Origin of the sequence: Arenibacter echinorum, assembly GCF_003259375.1 — a bacterium.
In the GTDB taxonomy this organism is placed as follows: domain Bacteria; phylum Bacteroidota; class Bacteroidia; order Flavobacteriales; family Flavobacteriaceae; genus Arenibacter; species Arenibacter echinorum.
In genome coordinates this window covers 486,374-502,125 of sequence record NZ_QLLN01000001.1, presented here as the reverse complement: position 1 = coordinate 502,125, position 15,752 = coordinate 486,374, and the positions used below count along the sequence as shown (strand labels likewise).

Genomic DNA, 15,752 nt, shown 5'->3' with positions numbered 1-15,752 from the left:
ATGTCCAAAAAAGCTAAAAAATATACCTTCAGAAAATTTATCAACGATGCCCATCTTTGGTTGGGAATAGGCAGTGGAATTATTTTATTCCTTGTCTGTCTAAGTGGCACCGTATTAACTTTTGAGGAGGAAATAAAAGCCCTATTTGTCAAAGAATTTGTAGTTGCAGATGCATCGGGAAGTCCTCTTTCCATGAAGGAATTGGCGGAGTCTTTGTCCAAGGAAGGAATTGTAAGCAATGTCATTATCCCGGCAGAAACGAACGAAGCGCTAAAATTCAGTGTAAAAACCTCTCCACAAGAGAGAAGGGGCACAACCTATTTCGTTGACCCATATTCCGGAGAATACCAAAAAGTTCAAAAATCCAATTTGGACGGATTCTTTCTGACCATGTTCAAAATGCACAGGTGGTTATTATTGGAAACCGAAGTAGGAAGGCCCATCGTAGGAGTTGCCACCCTTATATTTCTGTTCATGGCGATCAGTGGTATTATCTTATGGTTTCCTAAAAGGATAAAGTGGAAGAATTTTAAGCCAGGATTCAAAATTAAGCTTAACGCCAACTGGAAACGGATCAACCACGACCTGCACAACACACTTGGATTTTATGCCTCTATCTTTTTGGTCATCATGTCGCTTACTGGGCTATTTTGGTCCTTTGAATGGTATCGCGATGCCGGGAGCAAGGTATTGGGCACCAAAGTTTTTGGGAACCGCGATGGCGGACCAAAATTTGAATCAGCACTAAAGCCTGGTACAACGGAAAAAACCTTTGAGGAGATATTACAGCTAACGTCAGCGGAGTTCGCCTTTAAAGGCGAGACCACCATCACTATCCCGGCTAAGGACAAAGAGGTCTATACGATAACCAAAAATAACCATTCCAGATTTTCCCCTATCATAACCGATAAGCTTGTATTGGATAGGGATGGAACCCTACTCCATAAAGAACTTTTTGCAGAAAAGCCTTTGAACGTTCAGATAGCCTCTTTGATCAAACCTATACATATGGGTACCATATACGGTACCTTTTCTAAAATTATTTACTTTTTTGCCTGCCTAATCGCTACTAGTTTGCCTATTACAGGAACCCTAATCTGGATCAACAAACTAAAAACCAAAAAGTCGAAAAAGAAACAGCCTGCATTTGTCTAAACCCCTTTCACCGAGGTTTAAACATATTTAGGTAAACATAGGGCCTTTATTGGCCCTTTTCTTTTTCTCCACTCCACCGTAATACAAGATATCCCACCAAACCTGAAACAACAGACCCAATTAAAATACCAACCTTGGCGGAATCAATAAATATTAAATTGCTCGCAAATGCCAAGTTGGCTATAAAGATCGACATGGTAAAACCAACTCCGGCCAAAATCGCTATTCCCGAAATCTGGAGAAAATTAATGTCCTCTGGCAATACCGCAATCTTTAATTTAACACCTAACCAGGATAACAAAGTAACACCCACCAATTTCCCAAAAAACAAAGCTAAAGCAATGTTCAGCATCAATGAGGAATTCAATTCCATATTAGAACCAAAGACGACTCCTGCATTGGCCAAGGCAAAAATGGGCATAATAAAATAAGCCACCCAACCATGAAGTCGATGCTCTAATTTTTGCAGTGGCGAAGTAAATTTATCGGTCAAATCTTCCAGATCGTCCATATGCCCTATTTGTTCATTGGACAGGACCGGAACATTCTCGTTATTGGATTGGGCAATACCTGTCATAATTTTGGATAAGTTCTCCTTAAAATAATGCATATCTACCTTTTGCCGAATAGGCACGGTAAAGGCCACAAGTACACCCGCGATAGTTGGATGTATTCCCGACTTTAAAAAAAGCACCCAAATTATGATCCCAAGAATTACTGTCCAGTACTTGGAATAGATTCCCTTGTACCCAAGAAAAGAGAGTATTAGCAAAGGAATCAATGCATATGATATTAATAGCCAATCAACCCCGCCGCTATAAAAAATAGCAATTACCATTACGGCTCCCAAATCATCCACTATGGCAAATGCAGTAAGGAATATTTTAAGGCTTAGGGGAACCCTATCCCCTAATAGTTTCAAGATTGCCAAAGAAAAAGCAATATCGGTTGCCATGGGAATACCCCATCCTTGGGCCGTTTGGGGCGAATCATTTAAGAACAAAAATAACAACAAAGGAAAGATCATTCCCCCTATTGCCGCGAACAAAGGAAACATTGCTTTTCGAAATCCGTTAAGTTCCCCAATCAGAAGCTCCCTTTTAATTTCCAATCCGATCAGAAAGAAAAATAAAGCCATGAGTCCGTCGTTGATCCAAAGAATAAGCGGTTTTGTAAGTTGGAAAGTTTCAGAGCCGATGCCTATTTTATATTGCCATAAGGAATTGTAGGAATCACTAAAGCCGGAATTTGCCCAAATCATGGCAATAAGTGTAGCACTAAATAATAGGATACCACTTAAACTTTCAATTTTTACGAATTTTTGAAAGGGAGTCAGGATAATTCTTTTGATCATAAAATTTAAATGTGAGTTTACAGAATTGTCATAAATGTAAAAATACATAAATGCTTTAAATTGCAAAGGACAAGCAATTATTATAGGTCAATTACATAGGACGCCGAACAGTATAAAACAAGGAACTATCCGTACCCAATTTTCTCCACTTAATCCACCAACAACAGCTAATAGCTTTCTGTGAAGCTTCTATTCAAACTCAATTTTTGAGACTAGCCCTAACATTTTTCCACTTAAGGAAAATAGCCATTGTAATTGTTCAGTAACCAAATGGGCTTCCTGAAGTTCACGCTCCAATTTTACATCAAACTTAGAGGAAAGCTCAATATTCTGCGGTACAAAGCTGGGAAGCTGTTCCTTGGGTAATTGATCGCCTTGCTGGTCTATAGCTGATTTAGAACCCTCCAAAGCAAGAAGTACCTGCTCCAGATTTTCATCAATTTCAGCAATAAAATTTTTAAATTTTAACGAAGCTTCAGTGGTAGGATTGTTCTGGATATAAGTACTGAATGATGCCAAAGACGAAAGAAATGTATGGTTCAGCACAACCAGTTCATATATTTTATCCAGATTTTTCTGTTTGGATACAGGTTCTTGGGCCATTCTTTGAAAGGCCGAACTAAGGTTGGAAGTTTCTACAAAAGCGTCCTTACGGGATACCTTATATGTGGTAGTCACCTTACCCTTTTGTTGGTAATAACAGGCAATTTGGGCAAGAAACGCTCTATTGGCCTTGACGCTATTTTCTATTTGCTCCCGGATCTCCATGAATCCCCAAGCCGGCAAAATCCACAACATGGCCACAAAGGACAGTCCGGCACCGATCAGCGTGTCCAGTATTCTATACTGTATAACGGTTATCACATCGGGACGAATAATGGCATAAACGAATACTACTGTAAGTGTTATGAATGTTGCCCCTGCCCTATAATTTTTCTGAACCATTGAAAAGGCAATAACCAATGACACCACTCCCAATGCTCCAAACACATAGGGGTTCTGTATAAGAAAAACAAAACCTGTTGCAATAGCGCCTCCTAAAAGAGTTCCAATAATTCTATCCTTAGTGCGTGATTTGGTAAGTCCGTAACTGGGCCGCATTATTACAATTATAGTTAAGAGTATCCAATACGGATTTTGAAAATCGAAAAAGTTACCTAGGGCATATCCGAGCATAACAGTCACTGACAGCCTTAAGGAATGTTTAAATATGGCAGACCTAAAACTAAAGTTGCTCAGCAATAGTTTGGGATCATAATCTTGGGCAACTATAAAACGTTTGGCAGCGGCCTGATCTACCAAATCCACCGAACCCATATCCGGATTCCCTAGAAGCCATTTTATCTTTTTGAGCTTTTCAAATTGTTTTTCCAGATATTGTAAAAGGTTTTGAAGCATTAGAAAGCCCTCGTAATCTTCCATGCCCGTTTCATTCCTAAAGCTCGCTATTTCATGTTCCACCTTCCCAAAATATTGGACCAATTTGGAGTTTTTGGGAAACTTGCTATGGTCGGTTCCCACCTCGGCGATTATCCTTAATTGACTGGCCATTTCGAATATCAGATTCTGAAAGCTCTCAATAAACTCTGGGTGGTCTCCAAAAAGAGCATCCATTTTATCATAATTGACCGGATTGGCAATAGCGGTTTCAAGCATATCTATCAATTCAACAAAAATCAAAAGCCTCTTGGCCTGATAACTGGACCTTCCAGAGCTTTTCCTTGAAAGAAGTAAAATCTCCCTTAGGGTTTCGTGATGCTCAATTAACTTACTTTGGATTTCATATAATTTGGATTGCAATTCCAATCGATCCATCTTCGGGCCTACCAATTTAGCCCGCGTTTCCAAAAATTCAGCTGTGAGCCTATAAGTCTCCCAAAAAAGTTCCTCGGTCTGCGCCTTGGGGTTTATCCGGTACCAAAGTACTGCCAAAAGCAAATACCATAGTCCACCGGCACCTATTAAAAGTGCGTATTCATAAATTTCGAGTTCCTGCGATTGATGGGCAAAACTCAATACCAGGGCCAGCAAGCCGGAAAAACTGATAAGGGAAGCCCGAAACCCATAGACCGAAATAAAGGCGATTGCAAAAGTCAGAAGCCCCAAAACGGGGATTAATAACCACGTTTGGAACTTCAAATAACCCCCGATGAAACTTACCAACATTATCAGGAATGCAGAAAACAAGATCCCATACTTCTTATGACGAAAATTCCCGCTCACATCACTGGGCGAACTCCAAAAGGCCCCAAAGCAAAGCGCAAGTCCAATTTCTAAATGTCCCCATCTAATGGAAAGTAAAATAGGTAACGTAACTGCAATGGTAATCAGAATGGCCTTAGAGAAATTGGTACTTTTCAAGAAGTGCAGCAGTTCCCTAAAATTATTGAAAATGATTTGGCTGTATGATTTCAATACATAATTGTTCAGCCATAAAGATACGATTTGCCATGGCTACAGCAAATATTGGAATATTCTGTTTTCAGGAAATATTCCCTGGGAAAATAACTAGCACACGATAAAGCTACAAGCAAGGACCCCATAAATTAAAGGTCTCAAGAAACTTTGAAATAAAATATAAAAATGATATTTTTGTTTAATCTTTTTTAAAAATACATGAACAACGTTAAGAGTAACTTTAGCATTAAAGATCTTGAGAATCTTTCCGGTATAAAGGCCCATACCATTCGCATATGGGAAAAGCGCTACAATCTTTTTCAACCTAACAGAACGGATACCAACATAAGATGCTATGATTTAGAGAACCTACAGAAACTTCTTAATGTTACTTTTCTCTACAATAACGGTTATAAGATTTCAAAGATCTCGCAGCTAGGGGAAGATAAAATTCCGGGCGTTGTTAGAAATTTGGTTTCAGAACAAAGCGATAACGGACATGTTTTAAATTCCTTTAAAATGTCCATGATGAACTTTGATCAGGCACTATTTTTTAAAACGTATAATGCCCTTTTAAAGGAAAAATCGTTTAGGGAAATTTTCTATGAAGACTTTATTCCTTTTTTAAACGAAGTAGGACTGCTTTGGCAAACTGACACCATAAAGCCCTCCCATGAACATTTTATTTGCGCCTTGATCAAACAAAAGATCTTGGTAAATACCGAAAAGTTGCAATTCAGCACACCCACCAATAACTCCAAAACATTTGTACTGTATCTTCCAGATAACGAAATTCACGAGTTGGGCTTAATGTTCCTTAATTATGAAATCCTGTCCAAAGGCTATCAAGCCATTTTTCTTGGACAAAGCATCCCTATATTTAGTTTAAAGGATTTAATACGATTGTATGATAATGTTGTATTCGTTTCCTATTTCACAGTACAACCGGACAAGGAAAACATTATGCTATATCTAAAGGATTTTCATGACTTGCTGCTGAAAAATACTACTTCCGAGCTTTGGATATTGGGAAAAATGCTCCAGGAAATAAATCAAAAAGATTTGCCCAAAAATGTTGTTGCCTTTTCCCAGATAGATCAATTGGTCCAAAATCTTTGACAACCCAAGGCTTAAATAGTTTTTGAACCTTCTTTTCAAGCTGAGTACCATCATTACTCCGTAAACCGGTTTGGGAAGAAATCCCAGCGAACCCTACTTACATCCAAGATTGTAAACCCACCACCCTTAAATAGTAGCGCTTATATTGAGTTCTAAAATTATATACAAATAATAATGCCTTTATAGGCTTTGTAAGCAAGGACAGCATAAATCCAAGTTAAATTTTGTTTAATATTTAATCTAAAACGTTAAACATTTCGTATCTTGTACCATACAATATAAAGTCATGGCAAAAAAGAAAACAATAACAGAAAACGACATCATTTCATCTTATATGGATTATGTCCTTGAACATAATGAAAACCCCAAATCGGTTTATGCCTTTGCAAAAGCCAGCAACTTTGAAGAGTCTAAATTCTATGATCTTTTTGGTTCGTTTGAAGCCATTGAAAATCATATTTTCGAAGCTTTTTTTAAGAATACCGTTACCGTTTTGGAAAAAAGCGAAGATTATAAATCCTTCGATGCTCGCAATAAACTCTTAAGTTTTTACTTCACCTTTTTTGAAAATTTAACGGCCAATAGAAGTTATGTTATATACGCCCTGGATCGCCATAAAAACGGACTTAAAGGACTAGCAGTTCTTTCAGATTTTAAAAGATCTTTTACCTCCTACATTGAGGAATTGAACATAGATACCTTGGATATAAAACAGGAACAAATAGATAAAATTCAGCGGCGTGCACTACAAGAATCGGCTTGGCTACAATTGTTATTGACCATGAAGTTCTGGATGGAAGACACCTCAGCTGCTTTTGAAAAGACCGATATATTTATAGAGAAATCGGTCAACACCAGTTTTGATGTTTTAAATATTTCGCCTCTTAAAAGTGTGCTCGACTTTGGAAAATTCATTTTCAAAGAAAAAATGAACATGAATTAAAAACACTGGATGAAAACAATTGACAATATACCTGTTTCAAAAATACATCGTGCCTCAAAATTAGTGTCCACGGGCGCCAGAGTTGGAGTTAACTATCTAAAGTACTATGGCGATAAACTAACAAAAACAGAGCTGGAGGCAAGATCAAGGCTCAACGAGAACAATGCCGAGGACATATATGACAGCCTTAAACAACTTAAAGGCAGTGCTTTAAAAGTAGCTCAAATGTTGAGCATGGAAAAAAGCATAATGCCCCAAGCGTATGTGGAAAAATTTTCTTTGGCCCAATTTTCAGTTCCCCCTTTATCGCCTCCTCTGGTAATTAAAACTTTTAAAAATTATTTTGGCAAACTGCCCAATGAATTATTTGATTCCTTCAACACAACTTCAGTCAACGCTGCCAGTATTGGACAGGTCCATGAGGCAGCAAAATATGGGAAAAAACTTGCTGTGAAAATCCAATATCCTGGAGTTGCCGAGAGTATAGCCTCCGACCTTGCACTTGTTAAACCTATTGCAATTAAAATGTTTAATATAAAAGGCAAAGATTCGGACAAGTACTTTAAGGAAGTTGAAGGAAAGTTAATAGAGGAAACAAATTATGTGTTGGAAATGGAACAGAGCAAGGAAATTGCAAAAGCCTGCTCACGCATTCCCAACCTTTTGTTTCCTCAATATTACGAAGAATTGTCCTCTGATCGAATTATTACCATGGACTATATGCAAGGGGAACACCTTTCGGAGTTTACGGCCTACAATACCGATCAAGAAAAAGCCAATAAGCTTGGGCAGGCGTTATGGGATTTTTATATGTTTCAAATGCATAATCTGAGAAAAGTACATGCAGACCCACATCCCGGAAATTTCCTGGTGTCCAAGGAAGGTAAATTGATTGCCCTGGATTTTGGCTGTATGAAAATTATTCCCAACGAATTCTACGTGCCCTATTTTGAGTTGGCCAAACCAGAAAATATTAACGACCAGAAATTCTTCGTTTCCAAATTATACGAACTGGAGATTTTACGTGAAGACGATTCCCCAGAGGAAGCAGAATTCTTCACGGAGATGTTCCATGAATTGTTAAGCCTTTTCACCCAACCGTTTCAAGTGGAAACCTTCGACTTTTCAAATGGCGAATTCTTTGGAAAAATCACAGAATTGGGGCAGCGATACTCCAAAAGCACCGAACTGCGCAAAATGAACGGTAACAGGGGTTCCAAACATTTTATCTATATCAACAGAACCTTTTTTGGCTTATATAATCTTATGTTCGATTTAAAAGCCGACAATATTAAGATCAACAACTTCAACGGATTTTAGTGTTTAACGGAAGTTGAACAATTTATCCAATAAATATAACAAATGAAAATTCTCGTAACAGGCGCCACAGGGTATATCGGTAAACGATTGATTCCCATTTTAACCAACGAAGGGCATCATGTGGTTTGCGCTGTAAGGGATACATTAAGAGCTGATAAAAATTATCTTGATGATGAAAATATCAGTATAATCGAGGCCGATTTTTTAAAACCTGAAACTCTTAAAGGCATACCTAAAGATATTGATGTGGCATATTATCTTATACACTCAATGTCTAACTCTTCAAATAATTTTGAACGTTTGGAAGCTGCTTGTGCAGCCAATTTCAAAGCCTATTTTTCCACTACCAACCTTAAGCAAGTTATTTATCTAAGTGGCATTACAAACGAAGAGCAGCTTTCCAAACATTTACAGTCCAGAAAAAATGTGGAAGAAATTTTAGCCTCGGATTCCTACGGGCTTACCGTTTTTAAGGCAGGTATCATTGTTGGATCGGGAAGTTCATCCTTTGAGATCATAAGGGACCTGGTCGAAAAACTACCCGTAATGGTAGCACCAAAATGGCTCAATACCAAAACGCAACCCTTGGCGGTAAGGGATGTATTGGCTTTCTTATCACGGGCAAAAGGAAGGAAAGAGCTTTTTAACACCTCATATGACATTTTTGGGCCAGAAATTTTGACCTATAAGCAAATGCTCCTGGAATTTGCTCAAATAAGGGGGTTAAAGCGGTATATTTTAACGGTACCGGTCATGACTCCAAAACTCTCTTCGTATTGGCTGTATTTTGTAACCTCCACCTCTTACAAATTGGCAACGACATTAGTGGATAGCATGGGAGTTCAGATTGTAGGGAAACCCAGCAATATTAATCAACTCCTGGACGTACACCCTATTACCTATAAAGAGGCCGTACAATTGGCTTTCGAAAAAATTGAACAAAACAGTATAATATCCAGTTGGAAGGATTCCATGGTGAGCAGCGGCCGCTTAAAGAACAGCCTGCACAAATACATTAATGTTCCCAAATACGGATGTTTTAAGGATTATAAAGAACGTAAAGTCCAAAATGAGCAGGCCACCATCAACAAAATTTGGTCTATTGGTGGAACCACTGGTTGGTATTACGGCAATTTTCTCTGGAAAATCAGAGGATATCTGGACAAATTAGTAGGAGGTATTGGACTGCGTAGGGGACGAACCCATGTTTCCGAATTGGATGCTGGGGATGCACTGGATTTTTGGAGGGTTATTTTCAGCGATAAGAAAGAAAAGAAACTTTTGTTATACGCAGAAATGAAATTACCAGGGGAAGCTTGGCTGGAGTTTAAAATTGAAAATGGACTTCTAAAACAAACTGCCACCTTCAGGCCCCGTGGACTTGCCGGACGTTTGTACTGGTACAGCGTGTATCCATTTCATGGATTTATCTTCAATGGGCTGATCAATAAATTGGTAACCAATTAAAACTCCTTTATATAGTGATAGCCTATACCATCATAAGAAAATAGAATGTAATACTGTTTAACTTATTTCAAAAACCCTTAAACATTTTGTAACTTTGATTACACCGTTTGAATAAGATGATTTTAGAAACCTCACACAATAATAAAGATATTTCCCTACTAATAAACGATGTAGTTGGGAAACCTTTCAGTTTTATAAAAACAATAAAATTGAAAGGAACTGTTTCTAAAAGAATGATTATAGAGGAATCCAGTGCCAATATGAAAGATTATCTCAACAGCACTTTTGATGCTACTTATGCCAATATAGAATTACGTCCGCTAGGAATATTGGTGAGAATAATTAAAGGTTTTAGCAATTTCACTTGGGTTATTCCCTATTATCAATTGGTCATGTATAAAGGTGACTATAGCAGTCTATATGCCCAAGGACGATTTATTAGGTTCAGAAAAGATGAGACCTTTAAAAGCAGTAAATCTTTCCTTCATAAGTTGCTGAAATATAAAGCGAGATACGAGTCGAAATATGATTTTTTAAATTTTAAATGAGATTTAACGAAAGGGATATTGACCGAATTATTGAAATGGCCTGGGAAGACAGAACTCCTTTTGAAGCCATAACCTATCAGTTTTCAATACCGGAACAAGAAGTAATTAAGCTAATGCGCCGGGAAATGAAACCAAGTAGTTTTAAAATGTGGCGCCAACGTGTTCAAGGACGCGCTACCAAACATCAAAAATTAAGAACCTTTGAACAAGGACGCTTTAAATGTTCTAGACAAAAACAGATTACACATAACTCAATTTCAAAAAGATAACAGTGCTTTGACTTATGGGATGAGTTCATAAGTACAGCACACTAAAAAGATAATATGAATGCAGATACCTTAACCCTAAACAAAAAAAACGGACATAAATTAAATGGTTTTACCCATGAGGATATTGGCGATGACCATCTTTATACAGGTTTGGAAACCCCAATGAAACTAGATGCCTTTAAACTGTCTGACACAGAGAAAAAGCAGCGTATTGCCCTATTGTTTGAGGAAATTATGGATGTCATGGGATTGGACCTAACGGATGATTCCCTAAAAGGTACTCCAGAGCGAGTTGCCAAGATGTACATCGATGAGATTTTCTCGGGATTAAATCCGGCAAACAAACCAAAAATAGCATTATTCGATAATAAATATCAGTACAATCAAATGTTGGTGGAAAAGAACATTAGCTTTTATTCCAACTGCGAGCATCATTTTGTACCGATCATTGGAAAAGCACACGTGGCCTATATCTCCTCGGGGAAGGTAATAGGTTTGTCCAAATTGAATAGAATTGTACAGTACTATGCCAAACGGCCACAGGTACAGGAACGCCTTACTAATCAAATCGCAGAGGATTTGAAACGTATTTTGGGCACTGACGACGTTGCGGTCATTATAGATGCCAAACACCTTTGTGTGTCTTCAAGGGGCATCAAAGATGAAACATCCGCAACAGTAACCTCCTATTATGGAGGAAAATTTAATACTCCATCAAAAATAGCAGAATTGCAAAACTACATTAAAGACTAAAATTATGGACCTCATCAACGAAGCATTGGAATTTGAGCAAAGGAAATTAAGATCACTTTCAACAAGCGACAGAATTGAAATTTCAAGAAAAGCAAAAGCCTTAATCTTGGGCCTGAATGAAATTTATAAGAGCAAGAAGGATGATAAGATTATGGATATCATGAAACGCCTGACCGCTATAAAACGTAAAGTAGAAAAAAGGTTAAAGGGTAAACATTTGGTAACCAATATTTAATACAAAAAAAATGAAGACAATAGTCATTGTAGGGGGCAGTAAGGGAATAGGAAAAGCTATTGTTGGTAATTTGGTAGATGCCCATAAAGTAATCAACCTTAGTAGGTCGGCGCCGGAAAATACCCACGCCAACCTAACACATTATAATGTTGATATCCTTAAGGACGATTTACCGGAAATTACTGCCCTGGACGCCATAGTTTACTGTCCTGGAAGTATCAATCTAAAACCGATTGCGCGTTTAAGTTTGGAAGACTTTAGGGAAGATTTTGAAATAAATGTTATTGGTGCCGTCAAGACCATTCAGAAGTATTTGGAGGTATTAAAAAAAGGGCAACACCCCTCAGTGTTACTTTTTAGCACTGTGGCCTCCAAATTAGGAATGCCATACCACGCCAGTATTGCCACAGCCAAATCCGGCGTGGAAGGTTTGGTAAAATCCCTAGGTGCGGAATTGGCGCCCAACGTACGTATTAATGCCATTGCACCTACGGTGACGGATACCCAATTAGCTTCAAAGCTTCTGCGTAATGAAAAGATGATCGAAAATATTAAAGAGCGCCATCCTTTAAAAAAATTCCTGGATCCCAAGGAAGTAGCGGAAATGGCCGAATTTCTATTATCTGAAAAAGCATCCTCGATCTCAGGTCAAATATTTGAAATGGACTATGGAATCGTAACTTTTAAAATATAGTATATGAATCCCTTCAAAACCTTTGCCGCAACCTTATTCACTAGTACCAACCCCAAGGAAAAGATGGATCAGCAATCCATATATGATATCAAAATCAATAGCCTAAGCGGTAAGCCCATGAATCTGAAAGACTTTGAGGGCAAACATATCCTATTTGTAAATGTGGCTTCAAAATGTGGCTTTACCCCACAATACAAGCAATTGCAGGAACTCCAGGATTCCTATAAAAACAATTTAGTAGTTATTGGGTTGCCCTGCAATCAATTTGGAGGACAAGAACCAGGTAGCGCAGCAGAAATTGAAACATTTTGTGAAGTTAATTATGGGGTAAAATTCATAATAACAGAAAAAATCGATGTTAAAGGAAAAGACCAACATCCTTTATACAGGTGGCTTACTAAAAAAGCTGTAAATGGCCATAAAAATTCTACTGTAAAATGGAATTTTCAGAAATATCTTGTGGACGAAAAGGGAAGTTTGGTCGATTATTTTTTTTCCAACACCAAGCCCATGAGTTCTAAAATAACTAAATTCTTAAAAAAATAGTCATGTTCGGAATATTCAAAAACAAATCCAAGGAAGAAAAACTTCAAGAAAAATACAATGGACTTATGAAGGAGTGGCATACACTTTCCAGCATCAATCGTTCTAAAAGCGACGAAAAATATGCAGAAGCGCAGGAAGTCCTGGAGGAACTAGTAGCCCTGCAAAAGAATTGAGTAAACTTATACGTCAATTATTTTGTACATGCCTTTAAAGCATTAATGTATTCCACTACCGTGTAATTAGTAACAACTATCTTTCATACTCTTATACTTCCAAGATTGGGCAACAAGCCTTTAACCATTTTTCTGTTTTTACTCCTATCTACCAGTTATAGATTATCCTATTTCTGGAATTGATTTATATATCCTTAGGTGACATAATACCCATGGCAAACTTTACAGACTCAAACACTTGATTCAGCACTATATTTCCATCTCCAGCTCTTGAGCTTTACTTATTTCACAGGCCAAATAAGAATTGGTCACAATCGAAAAAGAAATTTTAAGATTATACCTACTAATTAAAATCACATAGTCCGTTGAAATACCCATGCATTTCCGAACTATCTCAAGGTAAATCCAATAAAAATTGGATTGGCCAGCTATAGAAATAATAACCATAAATAGTTTATCTTTAAGTCATATAGACCAAAAACCAACCATAAAACTGGGAACAAATGAAGTGTTGCTTACATTTGACCTTACTTTTTTTATCTTCCATTGTGTATGCCCAAAACCTACCGGGCACTAAATTGAAGATCAAAAAGTTTCAAGGCGACATTGTGCTGGACGGGGTCCTGGATGAAAATGCCTGGAAGGAAGCCGACGTAGCCGACGATTGGTACCAAAACTTTCCCGTGGATAGCTTGCCCTCCCCTTTTCAAACAGAAGCTCGGATGACTTATAACGACGAGTTTCTATATGTATCCTTTGTATGTTATGATGACAACACCCCAGATGTAGTGAGTACTCTTAGAAGGGATTTTAATTACGCCATCAACGATAATGTTTCCTTTATATTTGGACCGTACAACGACCGTTTGAACGGTTATTTCTTTAATGTAACTGCTATAGGGGCGCAAAGAGAGGGAACGGTATCCAGCGGCGGAAATGGCGAAAACGCCTTCAATATATACTGGGACAATAAGTGGTACTCCAAGGTAGTTAGATACGAGGACAAATGGATTGCCGAATTGGCAATCCCGTTTAAGAGTTTTAAATACAAAAGTGATGTAAAAGAATGGAATGTTACTTTTGATCGACTGGATAAAAAACGGAATATAAAGTCTGCCTGGGTGCGCACACCCAGACAATTCTATACCGGTACCTTTGCCTATGCGGGCCAGCTTGTTTGGGAGGGTCCTATTCCCAAGGCCAGTTCCAATATTTCACTTATCCCTTATATTTCTGGAGGTACGTTCGAAGATAGGGAGGTAGATCCAAAAGATTCCTCAACAGAACTACAGACTGGATTCGATGCGAAAGTAAGCATTAGCCCTTCCATGAATTTAGACCTTACGGTGAATCCCGATTTCTCCCAAATAGAAGTTGATGAACAAATACTAAATTTATCAAGGTTCGAATTTAGGTTCCCGGAAAGAAGACAATTTTTTCTAGAAAATAGCGACCTTTTTGACAATGCCGGTTTTGATTCGGCCAGACCATTTTTCTCCAGACGTATCGGCATAATCCAGGATTCTACCGGAATTCCCCAGAAAGTACCTATAATGTATGGGGCGAGACTTAGTGGAACTATAAACGAAAAATGGCGTTTAGGGGTCATGAATATGCACACAAAGAAAATGTTGGAATTGGGATTACCCGCCCAAAACTATACCGTGGCAACGGTTCAAAGAATGTTTCACGAACAATCCAGTTTTTCCATGACCTTTGTGAACAAAGAAAGTTTGGGGGTAACGGAAAGTGATTCCCTGAAATATTACCACCCCAGTATTTTCGGCAGACCTACCTTGGAAGATCGTCTTAGGCCAAACACTTACAACAGGGTCCTTGATGCCGATTTAGTGATGAGAAGTAAGGATAACAGGTGGTACCACAGTTCGTTTCTGGCCCAATCCTTCGACAATAGAAACAAAGCCAAGACCATGTCCGGTTCAGCCTTCTTTCAATATTCGGACCGTAGCCTTTTAGCTAATTTGGGAACCTTCTTTGTTGATAAGAACTTTAATGCCGAAGTTGGTTATGTACCTGGAAGTATGGTCTATCCTGGACAAATGGGCTATTATTCCGAAGTAGCCTACAAAATTTACCCCGAGAACAACAGTTTGCTTTATTCAGGGCCCCAAGCCAGAATAAATGACACCTATTTACCTAATGGTAATTTGGTAGATAGGGAATTTGCCATAGCCTATGTATTCGATTTTAAAAATTCTGCAAACCTAACCTTCGATTTAGCCCATATTTTTCAACAATTGACCTTTGATTTTAATCCAGTGAACGATGGGGAATCCAGAAAATTTCTAGAGGGAGAGGAATATCGTTGGAATACTATTTCTGCTTCCTATCAAAGTAACACGGTCAAGAAAATGAATTTCCTTTTAAATTCTACTTATGGCGGATTTTACAATGGCACCAATCTAAATATATCCGGGCAGCTGGATATGCGCTTTCAACCATATGTAAATATTGCAATGCGTTTTGACTATAATAATCTTAAATTGGATGAAGATTATGGTGAAGCAGAGTTATTTCTTCTAGGACCAAAGCTCGATGTTACCTTTACGGATAAGCTGTTCTTCACTGGTTATTACCAGTACAATAATTTAACGGACAACATGAATTTGAATGCTAGGTTTCAATGGCGATATAAACCGGCTTCCGATTTCTATATTGTTTATACCGAAAATTATTTTCCTTCCAATTTTACGAGTAAGAATAGGGCTTTGGTATTTAAACTTACCTATTGGATTAATCTTTAAGCGGCTTATTTACT

The 15,752-nt window shown here is 38.0% G+C and carries 15 protein-coding genes; 13 read left to right on the top strand and 2 right to left on the bottom strand.

Annotation, left to right across the window (positions count from 1 at the left end):
* Positions 1 to 1,155, top strand: coding sequence for a PepSY-associated TM helix domain-containing protein (locus LV92_RS02205; protein WP_111622032.1), 1,155 nt, complete (start codon positions 1 to 3; stop codon positions 1,153 to 1,155).
* A 46-nt stretch (positions 1,156 to 1,201) separates the two neighbouring features.
* Here LV92_RS02205 and nhaA read toward each other — a convergent pair whose 3' ends face one another.
* Together nhaA and LV92_RS02195 are read right to left on the bottom strand one after the other, a co-directional pair.
* Positions 1,202 to 2,509 carry a Na+/H+ antiporter NhaA gene (nhaA, locus tag LV92_RS02200; protein WP_111622326.1) on the bottom strand — a complete coding sequence of 436 codons (1,308 nt, stop codon included), beginning with the start codon at positions 2,507 to 2,509 and terminating at the stop codon, positions 1,202 to 1,204.
* A gap of 189 nt (positions 2,510 to 2,698) precedes the next feature.
* A complete protein-coding gene (locus LV92_RS02195; RefSeq protein WP_111622031.1) occupies positions 2,699 to 4,924 on the bottom strand; it encodes an FUSC family protein in 2,226 nt (741 codons plus the stop codon).
* Between the two features lie 201 nt (positions 4,925 to 5,125).
* On the opposite strand from LV92_RS02195, the gene LV92_RS02190 reads away from it, so the two are divergent.
* The 12 genes from LV92_RS02190 (at position 5,126) to LV92_RS02130 (ending at position 15,738) form a co-directional block, all read left to right on the top strand.
* Positions 5,126 to 6,025: a MerR family transcriptional regulator gene (locus tag LV92_RS02190; RefSeq protein WP_111622030.1), complete on the top strand. Its 900-nt coding sequence runs from the start codon at positions 5,126 to 5,128 to the stop codon at positions 6,023 to 6,025.
* 286 nt (positions 6,026 to 6,311) lie between these two features.
* Entirely contained in the window at positions 6,312 to 6,968 is a 657-nt protein-coding gene (locus LV92_RS02185) for a TetR family transcriptional regulator C-terminal domain-containing protein (RefSeq protein ID WP_111622029.1), read from the top strand.
* A gap of 9 nt (positions 6,969 to 6,977) precedes the next feature.
* Positions 6,978 to 8,288 (top strand): ABC1 kinase family protein, encoded by a 1,311-nt coding sequence (locus tag LV92_RS02180; RefSeq protein WP_111622028.1) that lies wholly within the window; start codon positions 6,978 to 6,980, stop codon positions 8,286 to 8,288.
* A 42-nt stretch (positions 8,289 to 8,330) separates the two neighbouring features.
* Positions 8,331 to 9,755 carry an SDR family oxidoreductase gene (locus LV92_RS02175; RefSeq protein WP_111622027.1) on the top strand — a complete coding sequence of 475 codons (1,425 nt, stop codon included), beginning with the start codon at positions 8,331 to 8,333 and terminating at the stop codon, positions 9,753 to 9,755.
* A gap of 209 nt (positions 9,756 to 9,964) precedes the next feature.
* Positions 9,965 to 10,303: a hypothetical protein gene (locus LV92_RS02170; protein WP_245946218.1), complete on the top strand. Its 339-nt coding sequence runs from the start codon at positions 9,965 to 9,967 to the stop codon at positions 10,301 to 10,303.
* Entirely contained in the window at positions 10,300 to 10,572 is a 273-nt protein-coding gene (locus LV92_RS02165) for a TIGR03643 family protein (protein WP_111622025.1), read from the top strand. Before LV92_RS02170 ends, LV92_RS02165 begins: the two co-directional genes overlap by 4 nt.
* A 54-nt stretch (positions 10,573 to 10,626) precedes the next feature.
* On the top strand, positions 10,627 to 11,325 hold the full coding sequence (folE, locus tag LV92_RS02160; protein ID WP_111622024.1) for a GTP cyclohydrolase I FolE: 699 nt from the start codon (positions 10,627 to 10,629) through the stop codon (positions 11,323 to 11,325).
* A 4-nt stretch (positions 11,326 to 11,329) separates the two neighbouring features.
* Positions 11,330 to 11,560 carry a hypothetical protein gene (locus LV92_RS02155; protein ID WP_111622023.1) on the top strand — a complete coding sequence of 77 codons (231 nt, stop codon included), beginning with the start codon at positions 11,330 to 11,332 and terminating at the stop codon, positions 11,558 to 11,560.
* Between the two features lie 10 nt (positions 11,561 to 11,570).
* A complete protein-coding gene (locus LV92_RS02150) occupies positions 11,571 to 12,254 on the top strand; it encodes an SDR family NAD(P)-dependent oxidoreductase (protein WP_111622022.1) in 684 nt (227 codons plus the stop codon).
* A gap of 3 nt (positions 12,255 to 12,257) precedes the next feature.
* Positions 12,258 to 12,800, top strand: coding sequence for a glutathione peroxidase (locus tag LV92_RS02145; protein WP_111622021.1), 543 nt, complete (start codon positions 12,258 to 12,260; stop codon positions 12,798 to 12,800).
* A gap of 2 nt (positions 12,801 to 12,802) precedes the next feature.
* Positions 12,803 to 12,973: a Lacal_2735 family protein gene (locus tag LV92_RS02140; protein WP_111622020.1), complete on the top strand. Its 171-nt coding sequence runs from the start codon at positions 12,803 to 12,805 to the stop codon at positions 12,971 to 12,973.
* 503 nt (positions 12,974 to 13,476) lie between these two features.
* A complete protein-coding gene (locus tag LV92_RS02130; RefSeq protein WP_146613494.1) occupies positions 13,477 to 15,738 on the top strand; it encodes a carbohydrate binding family 9 domain-containing protein in 2,262 nt (753 codons plus the stop codon).
* Positions 15,739 to 15,752 lie beyond the last annotated feature (14 nt).